Here is a 19,348-nt window from a genome sequence, read left to right as displayed (position 1 = left end):
TATATGTTAAAGGGGCAAATTAAAGAGGTTGAAGCGATTATTAATGACATCGTCAGCCGGGATGAATCGAGAATCAATGCGGCAAGCGCGCATATCCTGTCATCAGGCGGCAAGAGAATACGTCCTTATTTTGTCCTGCTGTCAGGTAGTTTCGGTCAAAATCGACATGTTGAACTGATTAAGACAGCTTCTGCACTTGAAATCGTGCATATGGCAAGTCTTGTTCATGATGACTATATTGATAATAGCTCTAAAAGACGGGGAAAAGATGCGATTCATGAAGTGTGGGATGGCCAGACTTCTGTCCAGACAGGTCATTACCTGCTTGCTTCTGCACTGCAGCTTATCTCTGATATAGACAACCCTGATTTTCATCAGTACTTCTCAGATATCATACTCGAAGTGTGTTACGGAGAGTTTGATCAGTTATATGACCGCTATGATTCAGCCGTCAGTCTGACAGAATATTTGAGACGGATTAATCGTAAGACAGCTGTTCTGATAGAGGCAAGCTGTAAATTAGGTGCGATGAGTACAGACACCGATGCACAGACCGTCTTCCATCTAGCTAAATTTGGTCACTTTATGGGCATGAGCTATCAGATTATTGATGACATACTTGATTACACCAGCTCTGAAGAGGTGCTCGGTAAACCTGTGGGCAGCGACATCAGGAATGGTCATGTGACATTGCCGTTGATGTTCGCAGCTGAAGACGCTGCAGTCAAAAAAGAACTGAACCGTTTGTCAGCAGATCAGACTGATGAATATTTCAATCAGCTGATTGACTATGTTAAGAAGAAGGGAATAGAGCCTGCTTCTACTGTCAGTAGAAAATATGCTGAAAAAGCAAAGTTTCATTTACTTCAGTTACCTGAGAGTGATGACCGTCAGCAGATGGAAGAACTGCTCGCTAAAATGACAAAAAGAATATTTTGATAATTGAAAGAAATCGTTTTCAATGGTACACTATCTATGGTTTTATAAAAAAACAAAGGGTGGGTATTTTTCATGGAAAGAACTTTTTTAATGATCAAACCAGACGGCGTCGGTCGTAACTTAATCGGACCAATTGTCAGCCGTATCGAAAACAAAGGACTTAAAATTGTAGGTGCTAAATTAATGACTGTGTCAGAAGACTTAGCTAAAACGCACTACGGCGAACATAGCGAGCGTCCTTTCTTTGGTGAACTGGTTGAGTTCATCACTTCTGGACCGATTTTCGCGATGGTGCTTGAAGGGGAAAACGTTGTTGAAATCGGCCGTACTTTAGTCGGTAAAACGAATCCGGCAGAATCAGCTCCTGGCACAATCCGTGGAGATTACGGTATGACAGTGGGTAAAAATATTATCCATGGTTCAGACTCAGTGGCTTCTGCAGAGAAAGAAATCGCACTCTGGTTTAAAGAAGACGAAATTATTGATTATTCATTAGTAAATGCAGCCTGGGTTTACTAATTTAAAAGTCGTGTCAGTGATGACACGGCTTTTTTTGTGCTAAAATATAGTTATTTACAGGAGGAAGATTATGTTGCGATTTTTGACAGCAGGTGAGTCTCATGGACCGCAGCTCACCGTTATTATAGAAGGATTACCGGCTGGTCTTGAACTGACAGGAGACGCCATCACTCAGGAGCTGTTTAAACGTCAAGGTGGTTACGGCCGTGGTCGACGTATGCAGATTGAGAAGGATACCGTTGAAATTATGTCGGGTGTCAGACATGGTTTAACACTGGGCAGTCCGGTCACACTGATTGTTAAAAATGACGACCACAAGCACTGGCTGAATATTATGGGCGTTGAACCGATTGAACAGAGCGCGCAAGAAGAAATGAAACGTGTCATCACTAAGCCGAGACCAGGACATGCTGATCTTGTCGGCGGTATGAAATATAACCACCGTGATCTGCGAAATGTACTGGAGCGTTCAAGTGCCAGAGAGACTGCTGCTCGTGTAGCAGTGGGAGCGGTCTGTAAGATCTTACTTCAGGAGCTGGATATCGAAATTTTCAGTCGCGTGAAATCAATTGGCGGAGTCAGAGATGAGGGCTCTTATTCTATCGAGCAAATTAAAAGTAAAAATGATTCCAACGATGTCAGAGTAATCAATGATGCTCTCGCTCAGGGCATGCGTGACCGTATAGATGCGGCTAAAAAAGCGGGTGACTCTCTCGGCGGTGAAGTAGAGGTTACAGTCGTGAATGCACCCCCTGGACTTGGCAGCTATGTTCACTTTGACCGTAAACTGGACGGTCGCATCGCACAAAGCGTCATCAGCATCAATGCGTTTAAAGGCGTGTCATTTGGAGAAGGATTTAAGATGGCAGATATGCCAGGCAGCGAAGTTCAGGATGCTATTATGTTTGATGAACATGGATACTCAAGATTATCCAATCATCTGGGTGGACTAGAAGGCGGCATGACGAACGGGATGCCTATTGTAGTCAATGCGGTAATGAAGCCGATTCCCACGCTTTATAAGCCGCTCCAGTCAGTTGATATTGAAACGAAAGAAAGCTATCAGGCAAGTATAGAGCGTTCTGACAGCTGTGCGGTGCCGGCTGCATCGATTGTCTGTGAACATGCTGTCGCGTATGAAATTGCTCGAGCTGTTTTAGAAGAATTCCAGTCGAACTATATGGAACAGTTAACCGAGCAGATAACAGCACATAGAGAAAGAGTGAGACAATTTTAATGGAACTCTCTACACATTATGCGTCTGACAATTACAAAGTTAATGTCGAACATGGCGCGCTTAAGAAACTAGATACGTCCTCTTACGATAAAGTCATCGCTATTATCGATGATCAAGTTCTGGCATTGCACCGGGAACGTCTTGAATGCATCACTTCTCTATCAACCGTCTATCAAGTAACAGCAGGGGAAAAGTTAAAAACGCTGACTGAATACAGTAAGACGATTAATGAGATTATTGAAAATGGCGTGACGAGGAAATCCGTCATTGTGGCTATCGGTGGGGGCAGTGTCGGAGATTTCGCCGGCTTTATTGCAGCTACTATTCTGAGAGGCATTGATTTTATTCAAGTACCGACCACTATTCTGGCTCATGATTCCGCTATTGGCGGCAAAGTCGGTATCAATGCCGAGAGCGGCAAAAATCTGATCGGTGCATTTAAGCGACCGAAAGCCGTCGTATACGATCTTGATTTTTTAACAACCTTACCTGACGCGGAAAAGCTGAGCGGGTTTGGAGAAATCATCAAACATGCCTTACTTGATTCACCGGAGACGGTACAATTGCTGCAGCAGGACTTTGCTGATAAAAGTAAGCTCGCTGACTTAGATTCCATCGATTACTGGCTGATAAAAGGTATGGCGCAGAAACTGAAAGTAGTAGAGGCAGATGAACATGAAGCGGGGCTCAGAAAAGTACTGAACCTTGGCCATACGTTTGGTCATGCAGTGGAATTCACGCATCACATTCCGCATGGCCAGGCAGTGATGCATGGTCTTCTGCTGACAGCTCTTCTGTCAGATATGGATATCAGACCGTTAAAAGACTGGTTCAGACGTCTAGGATTGACGCCTGTTCGTTACCTGCCATTTGAAAACTATTATCAGCTGATGCTGAAGGATAAAAAAAATCAGGACGGTACTATCCAGTTTGTTTTGATGGATCAGCGTATACAAGCCATTTCAAAAGAACGATTACTTCATGCATTTAATCAGTTAGGAGCATACGATGCATATTAATTTGACTGGACCTCTTAAAGGTCAGACACATGTGCCCGGCGATAAATCGATGACCCATCGCGCTGTTATTTTCAGCTCTATTGCGGCGGGTCGCTCTATCATTGAAGGCGCACTGCTGGGAGAAGATTGTATGAGTACAATCAATATTTTCAGGCAGTTAGGCGTTACGATTGAAATTTCGGGAAACACAGTGACGGTTGATTCGCCAGGATTTAAGCAATTTACTGAACCTTCACAAGTGCTGGACACCGGTAATTCAGGCACAACGACAAGACTACTGGCAGGTCTTCTGACCGGTCTGCCGTTTCGGACAGTACTGTCAGGCGATGCTTCTATTGGACGTCGACCGATGAAACGTGTCATTGCACCTCTTAAAGAGATGAACGCGCAAATTTCAGGCAGCTATCATGACACCAGAACGCCTCTCATCATTGAACCTGCAGATATTACAGGTATTCATTATGCGATGCCGGTTGCAAGTGCTCAAGTAAAGTCAGCTATACTCTTGGCGGGGCTGCATGCGGCAGGTGACGTGACCATCATTGAAAAGACTGCTTCCAGAAATCATACAGAAACCATGCTGCCCTTATACGGGGTAGAGCTTGAAACGGGAGAAACAATTAAACTACCAGCACGAGGTATTGAACATTTAAAGCCTTTTGATTTTAAAGTACCGGGTGATATCTCCTCAGCTGCCTTTTTGATGGTAGCAGCCCTTATTACTCCAGGTAGTGCAGTCACATTGCACCGCGTAGGCGTCAATCCGACAAGAGACGGTATTATTGAAGTCATCAAGCTGATGGGAGGCGATATCAGCGTTATCGATCAGACTGATGAAGGCGAACCGGTCGCGACGATTGAAGTACGCTATACGCCTGACCTTAAACCTGTCACACTTGAAGGCGATCTGATTCCACGTTTAATAGATGAAGTTCCGATTATCGCCTTACTCATGACACAGGCGAACGGTACAAGTGTCATTCGTGACGCCGAAGAACTGAAGGTAAAAGAGACGAACCGGATTGATACAGTGGTGAGCGAACTGAACAGACTAGGGTTTAATCTGTCGGCAACACCTGACGGGATGGAAATAGCACCAGGCAGAGAACAGGTGACGACGCGTGTCGATAGTCATGGTGATCATCGCATCGGCATGATGCTGGCCGTTGCCACCCTCATAACAGGTGAAGTAGAGATAGCTGATTTTGATAGTATCAATGTCTCTTTCCCTGGCTTTATGAAACAATTCGAGCAATTAGGAGTGAAAGAATGAATATATATGAACTGATTGATCAGATTCATCTGCAGCATATTGAGAACCTGGATGACAATGTAAATCGTGCACTTGGTTCTGATGACCATGATGCCTTATTTATATTAGGAGAAACGCTTTATCAATATGGTCTTGTACCACAGGGTCTTAAAGTATTTGAACAGCTTTATCTGCTTTATCCGGATGAACAGGAACTGCTCGTCTACTATATAGAAGGATTAGTGGATGAAAACGATCTTGATAAAGCTCTTACAGTTCTGCACCAGTCGCCACTGACGACAGAACGTCTGCTGCTTGAAGCGGACCTCTATCAGCAGCAGGATATGCTTGAAGTGGCACTGCAGAAGCTGCGACAAGCAGAAGAACTTGCACCGGACGATTTAATCGTGTCATTTGCGCTCGGGGAGCTGCTTTACTATGATGGTGAGTATTTACAGGCCGCGCGCCGTTATGAACAGCTGTTATCAGCAGGTGAGACACATATTAACCGTGTCAATCTGACAAGCCGGTTAGCTGACTGCATGCTTCAGGCAGGTAACTACGAGGATGCTGAAAGCTATTATCAGTCGCTGAATGAAGAAGATATGACAAGTGACGATTTCTTTAAAAAAGCACTGGCACTTGAGAAAAATGATCACCTGCAGGATGCCGTGCAGGAGCTGACCACTTTAATAGACAAAGATCCTGACTATATGCAGGCTTATCTAGTTCTTGTCAACTTGCTTGAAGCGGAGCGCAGGTACGATGAAGCGATACTAGTCGGTAAAAAAGGGCTTCTGATCAATGAGTTCTTCAAAGAACTGATGGTGGATACTGCACGCATTATGTTAAGACAGAAAGATACAGAGGGCGAGCAGCTGCTGATTCAGGCACTGACCATTGATCCTTCTTATACAGAAGCGTCATTGCTGCTTGCAGATTATTATAAAGAAGAAGAAAAGTTTGAAGAGATGATTCAGCTCTTTTCAATGATTGATGAAGAAGAAATGGATCCAGTCGTTAAATGGACGCTTGCATACAGTTATCAGCAGCTGGAACGATACAAAGAAGCTCAGCATTTCTTCGAGGACGTGTATCCGGATCTGCAGGAAAATATAGATTATTTAAACGAGTATTACAGCTATCTTCTTGAAATCGGCCAGCAGGCTGACAAAGTAGAACAGCAGCTGATTAAACTAGATCCGAACTTTGAGCCTTATGGTCACTGATTTAGTAGAAGAACGTCGCGGTCTGCTCAAATATATTCTCTTTCAATATCATATTAGAAATAAAGAGACAGTCTGGGTGCTTAACTATCTGAAAGATCATCCTGTCATGGAGTACTGCCGGTTCAGTGCACCAGAGGAAGGACAGAATGGTCTGACACTGACATCAAGCTTTCAGCTGCTCTTCAACTACGACAATATGATATTGACGGAACCGGATGTCATCTTTAACCTTCTGAACCAAATCGAACAGCCATTTTATCTGTATATCACATTCAGAGATGATAAGATTAATCAGATGTATGAATACGAGTGGCTGCTTGAACAGATGGAGAAACAGCAGCTGCCAGACGAAGTGATCTTAACCGCCAGGATGAAAAGACAGATGACAGCGATGGTCGAAACAAGAATTGATTTAGCGCTGATCATGAATGAGAGATCAAATTTTGATTATTACAGCAAGCTACTTAAGAAACTGAAGGAGCGTTAACATGTTATTCAATCATCAGGACTTAAAGGATATTAAGCACCAGCTCGAATATATTGATACAGCTATTATTCCTGTTATCGATGTGGATTATAGAAACCAGCTTCTGAATATCGTTGATAGCTACGAAGTGATTCAGATGATGACCTTATCAGTTGAAAATCAGTTTAAAGGCAGAGTCCTGCTTGTTCCGCCTGTACAAGTGCAGGAGGATTATACACTTGCGACTGTGATTGGTGAACAATTAAAAAGCTATGGTATGAGAAATATCCTTTTTGTGACACCTTCACATTCTCGATTTGAAACTGCTGAGACACAGTTCAAAGTGAATGTATTTCCACTTGCTTCAATGGATGCTGACATGCGTGAAGAAATGATTGAACCACAAGTCAAAAGCTTGATGAGAACGATTATTTCAATGTGGAATAAGTAATTAAATTTTCATGACATATTTCCGACATTTTATTGACCATCCTAATTTATTAGGCTAAAATTGATATGTCCTAGTATATTTTTGAATTAACAAAGCATTAGAGGGGGGAAAACTAAATGAGCCAACGTGTCACAAGACGCCAATTTTTAAACTATTCCCTGATGGGAGTTGGATCATTTATGGCTGCTGGTATCGCTTTACCATTAGGTCGTTTTGCGCTGGATCCAGTCTTCAAGAGTGGAGCGGCTGGAAATATGATTACAACAAGTGTCAAAGTCTCTGAAATCAAAGAAGAACCAACTAAGGTTGATTTTAAATTTGAACAGAAAGACGCTTGGTATACAAGTGAAGTTACTGAATTCGCTTGGGTTTATAAAGACGGCGAAAACATTGTTGCACTTTCACCGACTTGTAAACACTTAGGTTGTACGGTTAACTGGAATGGTGATGCGAGCAATCCGAATCAATTCTTCTGTCCTTGTCATAACGGTCGTTACGAGAAGAACGGTAAGAATATTCCAGGTACACCACCACTTGCACCACTTGATCAGTATGAAACAGGCGAAAAAGGCGGAATGCTGACGATCGGTAAAAAGCATCCGAATGAGTTAGCGAAATAGGAGGGTAATTAAATGATCGAGAAAATCTATGACTGGGTCGATGATCGACTTGATGTAACACCCATCTGGCGAGATATTGCGGATCATGAGGTGCCTGAGCATGTCAACCCTGCTTATCACTTTTCTGCATTCGTCTACTGCTTCGGTGGTTTAACATTCTTCATCACAGTAATCCAAGTATTATCAGGTATGTTCTTAACTATGTATTACGTACCCGATATCGTCAATGCATGGAAATCAGTTTACTATTTACAGCATGACGTAGCAGCGGGTGTTATCGTTCGTGGTATGCACCACTGGGGTGCGAGTATAGTAGTGGTCATGATGTTCCTGCATACACTTCGTGTATTCTTTACAGGTTCATACAAACAGCCTCGAGAATTAAACTGGGTTGTCGGCGTATTAATCTTTATTATTATGGTTGGTTTAAGTTTCACTGGTTACTTATTACCATGGGATATGAAAGCTTTATTCGGTACTAAAGTAGGTCTTCAGATTGCAGAATCTGTACCATTCATCGGAGGATGGGTGAAGACGTTGCTTGCCGGTGACGCACAGATTGTCGGTGCTCAGACGTTAACACGTTTCTTCGCGATTCACGTGTTCTTCTTACCTGCATGTTTATTCGCGTTATTAGCGGCTCACTTTATTATGATTCGTAAACAAGGTATTTCTGGTCCATTATAAACCGAATATAAAAGGAGGTAATGAGAGATGCATCGCGGTAAAGGGATGACATTTGTCGGTGATTCACGTATTAAAAAATACGAGAAAGCCAAATTAAACAGAGATTATTCAGAATTTCCGGGTAAAACAGAAAGTTTCTGGCCCGACTTCTTACTGAAAGAATGGATGACAGGTGCGGTTTTCTTAATCGCATTCTTATGCTTAACTGTTGCGCATCCAGCGCCGCTTGAGCGTGTAGCTGATCCTTCTGATACAGGGTATACACCACTTCCTGACTGGTATTTCTTATTCTTATACCAGATCTTAAAATACACTTACGCTTCTGGTCCGTTCAACACGTTCGGTGCTATCGTCTTACCAGGTATCGCATTCGCAGCATTACTGCTTGCGCCTTGGTTAGATACGAGCCGTCACCGTTTATGGTATAAACGTCCAGTGGCTTCAGGTATGATGTTACTTACTGTAGCTATTTTATTCTATACAACTTGGGAATCTAGTCACTATCATGACTGGGAAAAACAAGAAGCACAAGGTAAAATCACTTTCTCTAACTTAGATAAAAAAGATCCAGTCTATACAGACATCATCAAGTCTAACTGTACAAGTTGTCACGGTGGTGAGCTGACAGGTGGAGCAGGTCCTAACTTAGTAGAAGCTAACTTACAGCCTGCAGCTGTTGAAGCATTCGTAACAAATGGTGCTGGTAAAATGCCATCATTTAAAGATACGTTATCTAAAGATCAGATCAAGCAAGTTGCTGAATATGTAGCTAAACTTGAACTGACTGATGAAAACGGTAAACCTTTAAAGAAATAACAATTGAGAGTCATCTTTTAGATGACTCTTTTTTTATAGGAGGATTTGTATGCAGCAGCTTTATTTCTGGTTGACGAACCGCTATTTTCTTATCTTTCTAATCATCTGCAATCTTTTAGGAACACTTTATGGTTATTACTGGTATCTAGGGCAGTTAGAACATACTCGCTGGTACTTCATGCCGTTTGTTCCTGACAGTCCGACAGCGAGTCTTTTTTTATGTATCGCGCTCTTTTTCATTGTCCTGAAAAAACATTCTGGACTTTTTGAGGCACTCGCTTTTGTCACACTGATTAAATATGGTGTGTGGGCAGTCGTCATGAATATTTTCACCTTCATTGAAATGGGTGAAGTGACGGCTACGGGACTCATGTTATGTGTCTCGCATGGTATTATGGCGATAGAAGCTTTCTTATTTTTACCGTTTTTTAAGATAAAGAAATGGCATATTTTAGCGACGCTTATCTGGGTCTTTCATAATGATGTGATTGATTACGTCTATATGCAGTATCCGGTCTATAGTATGCTCGAGACCTACATCAGACATATCGGTTATTTTGCGTTCTGGCTGACTGTCATACCTATCGTCATTCTGTGGCGTAAATTTGTCGGCATGAATTATTTGACTTAATCTGACCTTCTCAATAAAATAGAGGTAAGCAAATTATCTAGGAGGAAATCGATGAGCTATATTATTTATTTCGTTATTATCATGTTGATTCCTATGTATTTCCAGCATAAGGTTAAATCGACATACAACAAATATTCTAAAGTCAGATCGACTTCAGGCAAGTCCGGAAAACAGGTAGCAGAAGAAATTCTGGCTGCAAATGGCATTCATGATGTTCAAGTACTGGAAGGTCAAGGTTTCTTATCAGACCATTATGATCCACGTACAAAACGAGTGGTTTTAAGTCCTTCTAACTTCCGTCAGCCAAGTGTTGCAGCAACTGCAATTGCCGCGCACGAAGTGGGACATGCTATACAGCATGCTACAGGCTATAACTTCCTGAAAGTACGTTCTAGTTTATTACCCCTTGCGAACTTAGGGACTTCATTTAGCTATCTGCTTATTATGATCGGTGCTGTCTTAACAGGTATTTCATCATCTGGCAGCAGTTTAGGGACTTTAGCAATCTGGGCAGGCGTATTCTTTATGTTCTTCGCTGTTCTGTTTTCTATCGTCACATTGCCAGTTGAATTTGACGCTTCTCGTCGCGCAATGAATCAAATTGAAAAGTTACAGATGGTTGATACACAGGAATACCGTCATGCGAAGTCAGTGCTCTCAGCTGCTGCGATGACCTATGTTGCTGCTACAGCTATCGCAGTCGCAGAATTCCTGAGAATGTTTATGCTGGCAAGAAGCAGTGATTAAATTAAAAAGTTCTATCCTTCCGGGATAGAACTTTTTTTAATGTTGCTGTATCAGCTGTTTATTTTCATCGAGCGTAAATCCTTCACCGTGGACCTCATGAACTTCCAGCATAGAGACAAAGGCATGAGGGTCAATCGCATGGATCAACTGACGGAGTCTTGAGATTTCGTTTTTAGGGACTACGCAGTAGAGCATGGGACGTTCTGTCTTCGAATACTGGCCATGCGCAGAAATCTGCGTGACGCCTCTTTCCAGTACGGTATTGATAGCATCCCCGATTTGATTGTATTCATCAGAGATAATAAGTGCGCCTCGCGCTGTATATCCTGCACCCTGAACGATGTCGATAATCTTACCACCCACAAAGACGCAGATTAAAGTGTAGAGTGTGATTCTAATATCACCTAGGGCGAAATAAGTGATGACGAGTACGATGCAGTCAAAAATAAAGATGACTTGTCCCATCGGCCAGTTGAATTCCTTTTTCGTCACACGGGCGATAATATCAACACCGCCTGTCGTCCCGCCAGCTCGTAGGATGATACCGAGACCGATGCCAATCATAACACCGCCTAGCAGAGCGACAAGAAACAGGTCCTGTTCTGCGAGAGAAAAGTTAAAAGGAAATTTCTCGAAAATATAGAGAAAGAAACTGGAACTAAGCGAACCGATTAATGTATATAGAAAAGACGTTCTACCGAGAAACTTATAACCGATGATAAAGAGCGGAATATTGAAAATCAGATTCATTAGAGCAGGGCTGATACCAAATAAATGATATAATATGAGGGCGATACCGGTAAAGCCGCCTTCTGTCAGATGGTAAGCCATATTAAAGTTGATGATACCGAAACTAAAGATAATACTACCGATTAATATCAAGATGATATTACTTGCTTTTAATTTTATATTCAAATTGTTACACCCCTTTTATCCATCATATAATGAAAGAAAGTCAGGGCGCAATAGGAGGACTTATGAAAACACTAAAAGACATGCAGCAGCAAGTAGATGATTATATGAGCGGCTTTAAAGTCGGTTATTTTACACCGATGGAAAACATGGTTCGCCTGACTGAAGAAGTAGGTGAACTGGCCAGGGAAGTCAATCATGTCTACGGACCTAAACAGAAGAAGCTAAGTGAACAGCAAAAAGAAATCGGCCTCGAACTAGCTGATAATTTATTTGTACTGATCTGCTTAGCCAACTCTATGGGCATTGATCTCACTGAAAGTTTTGATGCAACGATGGAGAAATATGAAGAGCGAGATTTTAACCGCTTCGAAAGGAATTGAGTCTATGAAATTTGCTATTATAGCACATGATCAGAAGAAAGAAGCACTGGTCACATTCATTCAGGACCATCTGGACGAATTCAGTAAACATACACTATATGCAACCGGCACGACAGGACTGCGGGTTTCTACTGAGACAGGACTTACCGTCCATCGCTTTAAGTCTGGTCCGCTAGGTGGAGACCAGGAAATAGGGGCACTTGTCGCCAATAAAGAAGTAGATGCCATCTTCTTCTTCAGAGACCCGCTGACTGCTCAGCCGCACGAACCGGATGTCTCAGCATTGCTAAGGCTATCAGACGTCTATGATGTGCCGCTTGCAACCAATGAAGGAACAGCACTTGCTGTCATTACTTATTACGAGAACGGAGGACTTTCATGAAAATAGGGATAACCTGCTACCCGACAATGGGGGGCTCAGGCATTATTGCGACAGAACTCGGTATACAGATGGCCGAGCGAGGACATGATGTGCATTTCATCACTTCCAATACGCCTTTTAGAATACAGTTTCAGCGACCGAATATTACCATCCATCAGGTCGATGTCAATCAATATGCTGTCTTTCAATATCCACCGTATGATATCACGCTTGCCACAAAAATAGCGGAAGTCATCAATGCGTATGACTTAGATGTGCTTCATATGCATTACGCGGTTCCTCATGCCATCTGTGGTATTTTAGGACGCCAGATTGCCCGTAAAGATGTCAAGATCGTCACGACATTGCACGGAACTGATATCACTGTTTTAGGCTATGATTCAACACTGAGAAGTGCCATTCGTTTTGGAATTGAAGAAAGCGATATTGTCACGAGTGTCAGCGATGCACTGACTGCGGACACGATGTCCCTCATTGCACCGAATAAACAGATCAGAACGGTGTATAACTTCATCAATGAAAATGATTTTACGATGGTCGATAACACTGAACTAAAAGAGATATACGGGATACCGGTGGACTATAAAGTCATTTCACATGTCTCAAACTTCAGAAAAGTGAAAAGGATACAGGATATTCTCTATACGTTCAAAAAAGTTCGCGAGTCTATTAAAGTCAAGCTGCTGCTGATCGGTGATGGCCCTGAACTATCTAAAATGAGAAGACTAGCCTCTAAACTCGGCGTTGATGAAGATGTCATGTTTGTCGGTAAACAGGAACAAGTGGCGAGCTTCTATCAGATGTCAGATCTGTTCTTACTGATGTCTGAGAAAGAAAGCTTTGGTTTAGTCCTCCTTGAAGCCATGAACTGCGGAGTCGTCTGTATTGGTACAAGAGCAGGCGGAATCGGTGAAGTGATCAGACACGAGGAAACAGGGCTGTTAGTAGATGTAGGAGATTCAGAACAGGCAGCGGCCTACGCCATTAAACTGTTGACTGATGAGAAATATTACAAAGAGCTGCAGCACAATATGCTGGAAGACATCAAAGTACGTTTTTCTTCAACAGCCATTACTTCACAATACGAAGCGCTCTACAAGGAGCTTATCGATGGAAAAGCTTAAGTCTGCTATCCCTGTACTGAATCAGCTTAAAAGTGCAGGGTATGAGGCTTATATTGTAGGAGGAGCTGTCCGAAACCATTTACTGCAGCTGCCTATTAGTGATGTGGATATCACGACAAGTGCTCTGCCTGATGAAGTTGAAGCGTTATTCGAACGGACAGTGCCGATTGGTAAAGAGCACGGAACGGTGATGGTCATCCTGAACGGCACATTTGAAGTGACGACATTTAGAGTAGACGGAGAATATGAGGACCACAGACGGCCGGATACTGTGATCTTCGTCAGAGACCTTAAAGAGGATATCTTAAGGCGCGATTTTACGGTGAATGCGATGGCCCTTGATGAAAACATGTCAGTCATCGATTATACAGGAGGACAGGATGATTTAAAGAAACGTTTGATTCGTGCTGTAGGCGATGCAGAAACACGTTTTACAGAAGATGCCCTTCGTATGATCAGGGCGGCGCGCTTCCAGAGTGTTCTGGATTTCAGCATTGAAGAAAAGACGCAGCAAGCTATTGAAATATGTGCGCCCCTTATTGCCCATGTAGCGATCGAAAGAATCATAGTTGAAATACAGAAACTACTGAATGGTCCTAAACCATCTGCCGGAATCGCTACATTGACAGCAAGCGGTCTTGTCAAGCATCTGCCATACTTCAGAGAGTGGCAGGAAATGCTTAAACTTGAAATTCCTTTATCACTTGAAATCTACATTGCCTTTCATATCTATAAAGGTTATGCAGACATAGAGGGGATTAAAAGTCTGAAGCTATCTAATGACAGTTACCGCGCGGTTAAACAAGCGGTAATGGTATTACAGCAGCTTGAGCAGCAGGAAGAATATATGATGGAGCGTCTGGTCTATCATTATCCACTGTCAATGATTCAATCATGCCAGACGCTGGTGGGTCATCAGGCAGATGCGAGTGACTATGCACAGCATCGCATTATACATAGAAGACAGGATATAAAGGTAAATGGCAATGATTTAATGAAACATCTTGATCGAAGCAGTGGCAGCTGGCTGAAGAACATGCTTGCTGAGATTGAAGATGCGATTATTACGGGTCAGTTGAAAAATCAGCGTGACTCGATACTGAAATGGGTGGAACAACATGGCAAAATATAAAAGTGACATTCTTGAGCTGCTCTATCATAACCGGTCGACCTATTTATCCGGCCAGATGATTGCTGAACAACTGTCCATCAGCCGGACTGCTGTCTGGAAGACTATTGAGCTGCTCAAGCAGCAGGGATTTAGCCTGAGTTCAGTTCAGAATAAGGGCTATCAGTTAACTCGTTTCCCGGAAGAATGGGATCAGGATATGATGGCACTTATCATCAAGCAGTCTTCTTATTTTAAGAAACGCTTTGTCTATAAAGAAGTGACATCCACTCAGCTGGTTGCAAAAGAAAAAATGCTGGAAACAGATGAGCCTTTTATCGTCGTCAGTGAAGTGCAGACAGCAGGAAGAGGCCGATTTAACCGCAACTGGGATTCCCAGGGGTCTAAAGGTCTGTGGATGACAGCGGTCTTTAGAAAAGAGGTACCGCTCCATAAAATTATGACTTTCAACCTGTTTATGTCTCTTGCTATCGCTAAGACGATTCGTCGTGTGAGCGGTGCTGAGGCAAAAATCAAATGGCCGAACGACATTTATATAGATGATCGGAAATGCTGCGGATTTCTCACTGAGATCAGTGGCGATGCTTCAGCTATTCAAAATATTATCTGCGGAATTGGTATCAATTTAAATCATGAACTGTCAGATTTTCAGGATGAACTTGCAGTGAAAGCAACGAGTCTTATGGCCGCAACGGGTCAGAAAATCAACCGCTATCAGTTTTTTGAGGAACTGCTCACTGAAATAGAAGTAGCTTTTCAGCAGTTTATCACTCTTGAATTCAGTGATATCAAAGAGGAATATATGCAGTATTCTAACATCTGGCAGCGGAAACTTCGTTATACAGAAGGTAAGAAAGTAGTGGAGGGAACAGCTGTTGAGATGATGGATGATGGCCGTTTAATAGTTCAGGATGATGAAGGAACACTGCATCACTTTATAAGCGCAGATATAGAACTTTAGGAGGGAAGACATGCAGTACGCAGTAGTCGATATAGAGACAACCGGGAATAATATTGCGGTCGATGATATCATACAGATTGGTATCGTCATTATGGATGATATGACCATCATCGATTGTTATGACAGCTATGTCTATACCGACCAGCCGATTCCTCCATTTATTGAATCACTGACCGGTATCACGGATGACATGGTCAGACAGGCACCGACATTCAGAGAAATCATGCCGGATGTACTCGCTCTTTTACAGGATAAAGTATTTGTCGCGCATAATATTAATTTCGACCTTAATTTTCTGACAGGGCTTTTTGATAAGGCGGGTGTTACCTTTCAGCCACGACACTGCATTGATACAGTCGATCTTTTTAAGATTGTCTATCCCGATGCTGAAAGTTACCAGTTAAGTGCTTTAGCAGAGATACTGGGTATACGACTGGATGATGCACATAGTGCGATTGCGGATGCTCAGGCAACAGCTGAAATCATGCAGCTCGCTGTCGCTAAGCTTGCTGCACTGCCGAAAGAGACGCTCGTTCAGATTTATCATCTCTCAAAGAAGATGCGTAACGATATAGATAAACTGCTCTTTCCATTGATAGAGCGTCATCAGGCGGTCAGTCAGTATCCAGTACTGAAAGGTCTGGCTTATCGAATGACAAAAGTAGACGCACAGAAGGTCAGGATTGATGAATCGCTGGCAGAATTTTATAGAAGAATTGTAGAAGTGAATCAGCTGCATTTCCGACAGGAACAGCTTTATTTAACAGAACTGATCTATGAGACAATGGTGACGGATAATATGCAGCTGATAGAAGCGGAAGTCGGGAGCGGTAAATCACTTGCTTATCTGACAGCGGCTACTTACTATCTCGCACAGCATGAAGAGAACATCTTACTGACCACTGCGACAAAAGCACTGCAGCAGCAGTTGATTCAGTCAGACGCTGGATTGATTGAAAAAGCGCTTGGACAGCAGGTGCCGCTTATTCTGCTGAAAAGTAAGCGCAATTATATTTCAGTCGAGTTTGTTAAGTTTTTGCTCGATGATACGAAAGAAAACCATGATATTCTGCTGCTTAAGATGCAGTTACTTGTCTTTTTACTCGCGGGACAGTCTGGAGATATCAGTCAGCTGAACATCAACGGTGGGCGCAAGATTTATCTGGATTTGATGCGTACACTCTATAAGGGGAGGCAGGATACCTACCTCTATCAGGATGTCCGTAAAATCAAGGCGCCTGTTCTTGGCGTGACGAATCACGCACATCTGCTGCATTCAGGTAAAGAAGGATTTCCGGGTCAGTTCAGTCATCTGATTATCGATGAAGGTCATCAGCTGCAGGAAGTTGCACTTGAGCATACTTATACGTCCTGGAACTACCAGACCGTGAAATATCATCTGTCTCAGCTGGCGAAAGAAGATGGACTGGTCTTCAGTGCATATCAGCTACTGAATCAGTCGAAAAGAAGTCTCGATGAACTGGCAGTATCACACTTTGAACTTAAGACGGTCATACAGGAAGTCGAACAGCTGAACGATCAGTTCTTTCAGGAAATCGCACTTGACCATAGCAGTATTTTCATCAGAATAAGAACTTCTCAGGTGCTGTCTCAGCTGCTCGACAAGATGACCGTCTTCAAAACGATGACAGACCAGCTGGATCTAAATCGAATGGTGAATAGAGAAGTCAACTTTGTTTATCAGATTTTTCAGCAGATATCGACTGCACTTACAGCTGACAAACTTGTCTTTGTTCAGCCTGGACGCAACTATACAGCTACTACTTTATTCATTAAAGATAAAAAGCTGGGTGATATTTTCAGCACGCAACTCTTCAGTCATTTCGATTCACTGACTTTGCTATCAGGTTCACTGATGCTGAATGAGTCACTCAGTCATCTGAGTCCTCTGCTTGACACACACCAGGAAAATGTCACTGTTTTTGATCCGGTCACGCGCCAGGACAAAGTGACATTCTTTATACCGGATGATATGCCTGAATTTCAGTATCAGAACTACGACACTTATATCGAACAGCTGGCCTTCTACATTTCGTCGTATTTCGCAACCGACCATAAAAAAATGCTGGTCTTATTCAATAATTATCAGATGATTGGTGAAGTGGAGAGCTATCTGAAAGATGTACTGGACACAACACTGCTCGTACAGACGCCGCAGTCCAATGCCCATAAACTGCTGCATCAGTTTAATCAGCTGGACAGTGCCGTACTGCTTGGGACGCAGTCGTTTTATGAAGGGGTGGATTATCAGTCAGATGCATTTAAGTGTGTCATGATTGTCACGATTCCCTTTATTCATCCAAGCGACAGACGAATCTTACTCATGAAAGATGAACTTGCGGATAGCTTCAATGACTATCAGCTTCCGTATGCAGCAACTAAAATCAGACAGGCTGCAGGTCGTCTGATCAGGCGTGAAGAAGATCAGGGCATCATTCTCTGTATGGACAAGCGAATTGTTGAAGCGAGTTACCATCATATTTTTGACGGTGTTCTGTCGAAATATGACGTTAAAAGAGGAGATGTGACAGATTTTCTTTCTTTAGTCACTAAAAAAGAAGCGGAAGACAAGAAATGATTTAACCTGAGTGGGCTTCTTTGGTAAACTGAAAGTATCATCATTAAGGAGCTGTTGAAATGGAATTATCTCAACGAGTACAAAAATTGACCCCTTCTTCTACTTTAGCGATCACTGCTAAGGCGAATGAATTGAAAGCAGCAGGACAAAATGTCATCGGACTTGCTGCAGGTGAGCCGGATTTTAATACACCTGAAAATATCATTCAGGCTGCATTTAAGGCGGTTGAAGCGGGCAAAACGAAATATACACCAGCTGGCGGACTTCCTAAGCTGAAAGAGGCGATTCAGGAGAAGCTGGAACGCGATGAGGGTCTGCGCTATGAACTGAACGAAATTATGGTGGCATCAGGCGCTAAGCATGCACTTTACAATTTATTTCAGTCGATACTTGATGAAGGCGATGAAGTCATTATTCCGATTCCTTTCTGGGTCAGCTATCCAGAGCAGGTCAAACTGGCAGGCGGAGAACCTGTTTATGTGACGACAGATGAATCAACAGCTTTTAAAGTGACAACAGATAAACTGGACGGCGTGTTATCAGAAAAGACGAAAGCCATCATCTTGAACACACCTAGTAACCCGACAGGTGCCATCTATTCTAAAGAAGAATTGCAGGCCGTAGCTGATTGGGCAGTAAAAAATCAAATCATTGTCGTTTCAGATGAAATATATGAGACGCTTGTCTATGACGGCGAACATATCAGTATCGCTGCTTTAGGAGAGGACATTAAAAAGCTGACTGTCATCATCAACGGTGTATCGAAAAGTCACTCCATGACAGGCTGGCGTATCGGTTATGCGGCCGGTGATAGACAGCTGATCAAAGCGATGACGGATCTTGCGAGTCATTCAACAAGTAATCCGACAACACCTTCTCAGTGGGCAGCTATAGAAGCGTATGACGGTGACCAGACCTTCCTACGTGAAATGAACAAGACATTCAAGTCTCGTCTTGATACGATTTATCCACAGCTGATGGAAATACCGGGTATTGAATGTATTAAGCCAAAAGGCGCGTTCTATTTATATCCGAATGTGAAAGAAACAGTTCGACTTTGTGGGCTAGATAGTGCTGACGAATTTGTAGAGCAGTTACTTGAAACGTCACTTGTTGCTGTTGTTCCTGGCTCAAGCTTCGGTTCACCTGATAATATTCGTCTGTCATACGCAACAGATTTAGATTCGATGACAGAAGCGATTAGACGTATCAAACAATTTGTAGAAGAAAGAATGGAGAAATAGA

21 protein-coding genes are annotated in these 19,348 nt (G+C 42.8%); 20 read left to right on the top strand and 1 reads right to left on the bottom strand.

Annotation, left to right across the window (positions count from 1 at the left end; genetic code table 11):
• The first annotated feature begins 3 nt into the window (after positions 1 to 3).
• The 13 genes from hexs-b (at position 4) to MGG13_RS06410 (ending at position 10,613) form a co-directional block, all read left to right on the top strand.
• Complete coding sequence (gene hexs-b / locus MGG13_RS06470) at positions 4 to 939, top strand: hexaprenyl-diphosphate synthase large subunit (protein ID WP_239034364.1); 936 nt, start codon at positions 4 to 6, stop codon at positions 937 to 939.
• A 72-nt stretch (positions 940 to 1,011) separates the two neighbouring features.
• Entirely contained in the window at positions 1,012 to 1,458 is a 447-nt protein-coding gene (gene ndk, locus MGG13_RS06465) for a nucleoside-diphosphate kinase (RefSeq protein WP_239034363.1), read from the top strand.
• A gap of 73 nt (positions 1,459 to 1,531) precedes the next feature.
• A complete protein-coding gene (gene aroC / locus MGG13_RS06460; RefSeq protein ID WP_239035685.1) occupies positions 1,532 to 2,695 on the top strand; it encodes a chorismate synthase in 1,164 nt (387 codons plus the stop codon).
• A complete protein-coding gene (locus MGG13_RS06455) occupies positions 2,695 to 3,714 on the top strand; it encodes a 3-dehydroquinate synthase (protein WP_133431939.1) in 1,020 nt (339 codons plus the stop codon). The genes aroC and MGG13_RS06455 overlap by 1 nt, the downstream gene beginning before the upstream one ends.
• Complete coding sequence (gene aroA, locus MGG13_RS06450) at positions 3,704 to 4,987, top strand: 3-phosphoshikimate 1-carboxyvinyltransferase (RefSeq protein WP_239034362.1); 1,284 nt, start codon at positions 3,704 to 3,706, stop codon at positions 4,985 to 4,987. Before MGG13_RS06455 ends, aroA begins: the two co-directional genes overlap by 11 nt.
• Complete coding sequence (locus MGG13_RS06445; RefSeq protein ID WP_133431937.1) at positions 4,984 to 6,195, top strand: tetratricopeptide repeat protein; 1,212 nt, start codon at positions 4,984 to 4,986, stop codon at positions 6,193 to 6,195. Before aroA ends, MGG13_RS06445 begins: the two co-directional genes overlap by 4 nt.
• The gene (locus tag MGG13_RS06440; protein ID WP_133431936.1) at positions 6,185 to 6,682 is read left to right on the top strand and encodes a YpiB family protein; all 498 of its coding nucleotides are present in this window, start codon (positions 6,185 to 6,187) and stop codon (positions 6,680 to 6,682) included. The genes MGG13_RS06445 and MGG13_RS06440 overlap by 11 nt, the downstream gene beginning before the upstream one ends.
• 1 nt (position 6,683) lies before the next feature.
• Positions 6,684 to 7,112 (top strand): DUF2487 family protein, encoded by a 429-nt coding sequence (locus MGG13_RS06435; protein WP_239034361.1) that lies wholly within the window; start codon positions 6,684 to 6,686, stop codon positions 7,110 to 7,112.
• 116 nt (positions 7,113 to 7,228) lie between these two features.
• On the top strand, positions 7,229 to 7,732 hold the full coding sequence (locus MGG13_RS06430) for a QcrA and Rieske domain-containing protein (protein ID WP_133431934.1): 504 nt from the start codon (positions 7,229 to 7,231) through the stop codon (positions 7,730 to 7,732).
• Positions 7,733 to 7,744: 12 nt separating this feature from the next.
• Positions 7,745 to 8,419: a menaquinol-cytochrome c reductase cytochrome b subunit gene (qcrB, locus tag MGG13_RS06425; protein ID WP_133429078.1), complete on the top strand. Its 675-nt coding sequence runs from the start codon at positions 7,745 to 7,747 to the stop codon at positions 8,417 to 8,419.
• 27 nt (positions 8,420 to 8,446) lie between these two features.
• Complete coding sequence (locus MGG13_RS06420; RefSeq protein ID WP_133431933.1) at positions 8,447 to 9,235, top strand: menaquinol-cytochrome c reductase cytochrome b/c subunit; 789 nt, start codon at positions 8,447 to 8,449, stop codon at positions 9,233 to 9,235.
• A 49-nt stretch (positions 9,236 to 9,284) separates the two neighbouring features.
• Positions 9,285 to 9,866: a DUF1405 domain-containing protein gene (locus MGG13_RS06415; RefSeq protein ID WP_133431932.1), complete on the top strand. Its 582-nt coding sequence runs from the start codon at positions 9,285 to 9,287 to the stop codon at positions 9,864 to 9,866.
• Positions 9,867 to 9,917: 51 nt separating this feature from the next.
• On the top strand, positions 9,918 to 10,613 hold the full coding sequence (locus MGG13_RS06410; RefSeq protein WP_133431931.1) for a zinc metallopeptidase: 696 nt from the start codon (positions 9,918 to 9,920) through the stop codon (positions 10,611 to 10,613).
• A 36-nt stretch (positions 10,614 to 10,649) separates the two neighbouring features.
• On the opposite strand, the gene MGG13_RS06405 is transcribed toward MGG13_RS06410, so the two are convergent.
• On the bottom strand, positions 10,650 to 11,528 hold the full coding sequence (locus tag MGG13_RS06405; protein WP_239034360.1) for a YitT family protein: 879 nt from the start codon (positions 11,526 to 11,528) through the stop codon (positions 10,650 to 10,652).
• 62 nt (positions 11,529 to 11,590) lie between these two features.
• Here MGG13_RS06405 and MGG13_RS06400 point away from each other — a divergent pair, with 62 nt between their 5' ends.
• The 7 genes from MGG13_RS06400 to MGG13_RS06370 are packed head-to-tail and all read left to right on the top strand — an operon-like array spanning position 11,591 to position 19,347.
• Complete coding sequence (locus MGG13_RS06400; RefSeq protein WP_239034359.1) at positions 11,591 to 11,908, top strand: nucleotide pyrophosphohydrolase; 318 nt, start codon at positions 11,591 to 11,593, stop codon at positions 11,906 to 11,908.
• 4 nt (positions 11,909 to 11,912) lie between these two features.
• A complete protein-coding gene (gene mgsA, locus MGG13_RS06395; protein ID WP_239034358.1) occupies positions 11,913 to 12,290 on the top strand; it encodes a methylglyoxal synthase in 378 nt (125 codons plus the stop codon).
• On the top strand, positions 12,287 to 13,414 hold the full coding sequence (bshA, locus tag MGG13_RS06390) for an N-acetyl-alpha-D-glucosaminyl L-malate synthase BshA (RefSeq protein WP_239034357.1): 1,128 nt from the start codon (positions 12,287 to 12,289) through the stop codon (positions 13,412 to 13,414). The genes mgsA and bshA overlap by 4 nt, the downstream gene beginning before the upstream one ends.
• Positions 13,401 to 14,546 carry a CCA tRNA nucleotidyltransferase gene (locus MGG13_RS06385; protein ID WP_239034356.1) on the top strand — a complete coding sequence of 382 codons (1,146 nt, stop codon included), beginning with the start codon at positions 13,401 to 13,403 and terminating at the stop codon, positions 14,544 to 14,546. Before bshA ends, MGG13_RS06385 begins: the two co-directional genes overlap by 14 nt.
• Positions 14,533 to 15,504 carry a biotin--[acetyl-CoA-carboxylase] ligase gene (locus MGG13_RS06380; protein WP_239034355.1) on the top strand — a complete coding sequence of 324 codons (972 nt, stop codon included), beginning with the start codon at positions 14,533 to 14,535 and terminating at the stop codon, positions 15,502 to 15,504. The genes MGG13_RS06385 and MGG13_RS06380 overlap by 14 nt, the downstream gene beginning before the upstream one ends.
• A gap of 10 nt (positions 15,505 to 15,514) precedes the next feature.
• On the top strand, positions 15,515 to 18,103 hold the full coding sequence (locus MGG13_RS06375; protein WP_239034354.1) for a helicase C-terminal domain-containing protein: 2,589 nt from the start codon (positions 15,515 to 15,517) through the stop codon (positions 18,101 to 18,103).
• Between the two features lie 59 nt (positions 18,104 to 18,162).
• Positions 18,163 to 19,347: a pyridoxal phosphate-dependent aminotransferase gene (locus MGG13_RS06370; protein ID WP_133431923.1), complete on the top strand. Its 1,185-nt coding sequence runs from the start codon at positions 18,163 to 18,165 to the stop codon at positions 19,345 to 19,347.
• Position 19,348 lies beyond the last annotated feature (1 nt).

Origin of the sequence: Macrococcus brunensis, assembly GCF_022343725.1 — a bacterium.
GTDB lineage: Bacteria > Bacillota > Bacilli > Staphylococcales > Staphylococcaceae > Macrococcus > Macrococcus brunensis.
This window is presented reverse-complemented; position numbering and strand designations above follow the sequence as displayed.